This is a genomic window from Paraburkholderia sp. UCT2, from assembly GCF_014397665.1.
Taxonomy (GTDB): Bacteria; Pseudomonadota; Gammaproteobacteria; order Burkholderiales; family Burkholderiaceae; genus Paraburkholderia; species Paraburkholderia tuberum.
Window position 1 is genome coordinate 1 of record NZ_VZQO01000112.1, and the last position, 2,795, is coordinate 2,795.

General features: G+C 59.7%; 4 protein-coding genes. All 4 read right to left on the reverse strand.

Annotated features, from left to right (window positions below; all coding sequences use genetic code 11):
* Window positions 1-446: DUF799 domain-containing protein (locus tag F6X39_RS35865; RefSeq protein ID WP_187620116.1), on the reverse strand; the 446-nt coding region annotated here is incomplete at its 3' end.
* A 10-nt stretch (window positions 447-456) separates the two neighbouring features.
* Window positions 457-828, reverse strand: coding sequence for a DUF4810 domain-containing protein (locus F6X39_RS35870; protein WP_262414938.1), 372 nt, complete (start codon window positions 826-828; stop codon window positions 457-459).
* A 68-nt stretch (window positions 829-896) separates the two neighbouring features.
* Window positions 897-1,577, reverse strand: a complete 681-nt coding sequence (locus F6X39_RS35875) for a CsgG/HfaB family protein (RefSeq protein ID WP_187620117.1) — start codon at window positions 1,575-1,577, stop codon at window positions 897-899.
* Between the two features lie 57 nt (window positions 1,578-1,634).
* A partial coding sequence (locus F6X39_RS35880) for a ShlB/FhaC/HecB family hemolysin secretion/activation protein (protein WP_187620118.1) occupies window positions 1,635-2,795 on the reverse strand: 1,161 nt, incomplete at its 5' end.

The window sequence follows — 2,795 nt, forward strand, 5'->3', positions numbered from 1 at the left end:
AGCACATCACCAGTCTTCAGGTCAACCAGCCTGGCCGACGCCGTGACGACAGTCGCGCTATCAACCACGTGGTACACGGTGCCGAATTGCGTGATCTTCGAATACAGCGCGGCGTCAGCACCGAAGATCTCCCGAAGCTTCGCGGGGGAGGTTGCCTGAATATCGGCCGGGACGGTCAGGCCGTTCTGGCGGAATGTCTCATCCATCACCGCCACTGGCACCACGTAGTAACCCGATTCGGCGAGTGGCATCGTCATCTGCGAAAGCATGCTGTTCGTCGCCTGCACGTCGGTCGTCTCGTTTTCGGGCAGTAGAACGAGGATTGAGTGCGGCCGGCTGTTCCTGAAAGCGGTGTAATCGGCATGCTTGACGGGTTGCGCACACGCAGCTAACAACGCGAACGTCGAGAGGGCAAACCAAAGTCTGAAAGAAAGGAATCTGGACATGACGGCTCGCTTAAGGCTGTTTCGTTTTATGTTTCATCAGGAAGTCCATGTAGGTCGAGGACTCCGGAAACAGCTGCTTCTCGGACTCGAACTCCTGCATGGCCTGGGTGTCGTTCCCGACACTCGCGTACAGCATGCCCAGTTGCGCATGAAATCCCGGCGGCGGCGTGTGCCCCTTGCCGCTGATGTCCTGGAGGGCCTTTTCCAGCGCATCGATCTGCTCCTGCGGAGCCTTTTCCCCCTTGAGATAGTCGTACACGGCCGGCTGGTAGCCGGTCCACTGGTAAAGAGGCTGGGGGCGGTTCGCCGCGCATCCCGTGAGGAGCATGGCTGTCGCCATTGCTGGCAGACAGATTCCCCGCATCATGCGGCTATGTTTCATCGTGAATCGCGTCATTATGTTTATTGCAGCTACGGTTGAAAGTGGATGGCCGCAATGGCCCGGCGCACTTACTGTGCGGCCTTCAGCGTGCCTGCATCGACCTGCTCGACCAGATGATTGACGGCCTCCTGGATCGCCAGATCGAGCACCTTGCCGTTCAGTGTCGAGTCGTAGCCGGCGGTACCACCGAAGCCGATGACTTCACGGTTCGAAAGGGTGAATTCACCTGCCCCCTGGCTCGACGCCACGACTTCCGATGTCGTCGTGTCGACGACGTTCAGGCTGACCTTTGCGTAGGCCACCTGACTCTTGCCACGACCGAGGATGCCAAATAGCTGCCGGTCGCCAACCTCCTTGCGACCGAACTCCGTTACGTCCCCGGTGATGACGAAGCGCGCCCCCTTGATCGATTGTGCTTTTTTGAGGAAGCCTGCTTCCTGGCGGATTTCGTCGAGGTTGTCGCGATCGAGCACATTGAAGCGCCCAGTCTGCTGGAGCGCCGTCATCAGGATGGTTTTGGACTGACCACCCAGACGGTCAACGCCGTCCGAGAAGATGCCGCGCATATAGCTCGACCGGTTGTCGAACTTGCCGACTGAAATGCCGATGGGTTGGCCCACTGCTGGCTTCTGCGCACTGGCGACGGGGGGCACCGGCAGCGAGCGCGACGACTCGGTTGCACATCCGCCCAGCGCCACCACAACGGCAACAGCAACGGCTCCAAGCCCATTCGTTTTCGATAACTTCATTTTGTTTTCCTCTTTGTTGAAACGCCGAAAACCCGGATAGCGTCGGCGGGGTGAATATCAGAATTGAGCGGTCAACTGGAAACCGAGCGTCACGCGCGCAGTGGGAAAATCTGACGGCTTGTAGATCGGCGTCCCGGCGAACAGGTCATAGGCGAGCGCGCCAGCCTTTGCTGATGCACTACCGCGCACACCGAGCACCGCACCTGCCAGCTGTGTACCGGCGAGATATGCGGCGTTCGGTCCGAACACGTGCCCGTAGTCGATGCCTGCGTAAAGTGACTGTCCGGTCGATCCAACCGGTAGCTGCAACTCGTTGCGCCAGAAGAAACCGCGTTCGGCCGCGAGCATCGTTTCGCCGTCGAAGCCGCGCACCGTGTAGCGGCTGCCGATGGTCAGGTCATCGATGTAGTTCAGCGTATTGTTCGTGAACTGGCCGTGCACGCTCGTCACGTAACGCAATGGCTGGCTTGCCATCCTGAACGGCATTGACAGGTTCGCGTCGAGGACGGCCATGCGGAAGCGGTAAGTCGGGCCATTCTCGTAGAAGTCTGGTGTCGCCCCGAGTCCGCCCACACCCTGACGGTACGCGAGGCTGCCGTCGAACTGCGATGCGCCGAAGTAGTGGCGATCGGTAAGGCCGGCCTCGATGAACGTGTTGTTGCGCCGCTGCTGCGGGATGTCGGTGTCTTCAATGAAGCTTTCACCGAAGCGCTTCGTCAGGCGGAACTGCGCGCCAAGTACGTTGTTCTGGCTGCGCATCAATACCCGCTGAAGTTTGAAATCGACGGTCTGCGAGTTGCCGCTCGACACGAATGTCTGGTTCGCGCCCGCAATCTGCTGGTGGTACGTGTTCGTGTAGGCCGATAGCGTGCCGGTCCAGTAGCCCCACGGAACCGAATAGAAGCCGTTCCAGCCGTGCGAACCGAGGCCTTTGTCATCGAATTCGAGGTCCTGGCTCACACCAACGTTGAAAATGTCGTTTAGTCCGAGCGGGTTGTCGATGCCAAGGCTCAGGTTGCCTTGCAGCTTGCCGGTGGCCCGCGTGCCTGAGTTGTCCACCGAGGCGACCACCGTCCAGGGCTTCGCGCGCTTTACCGTCACGACCACATCGCTTTCGCCCGGTACGTCAGTGGGTTCGATTTTCATGTCCACGTCCTGACTGCTGACGCGCTTCATCTGTTCCAGTCCCTGTTCGAGGTCGCGCAGGTTCAGCATGTC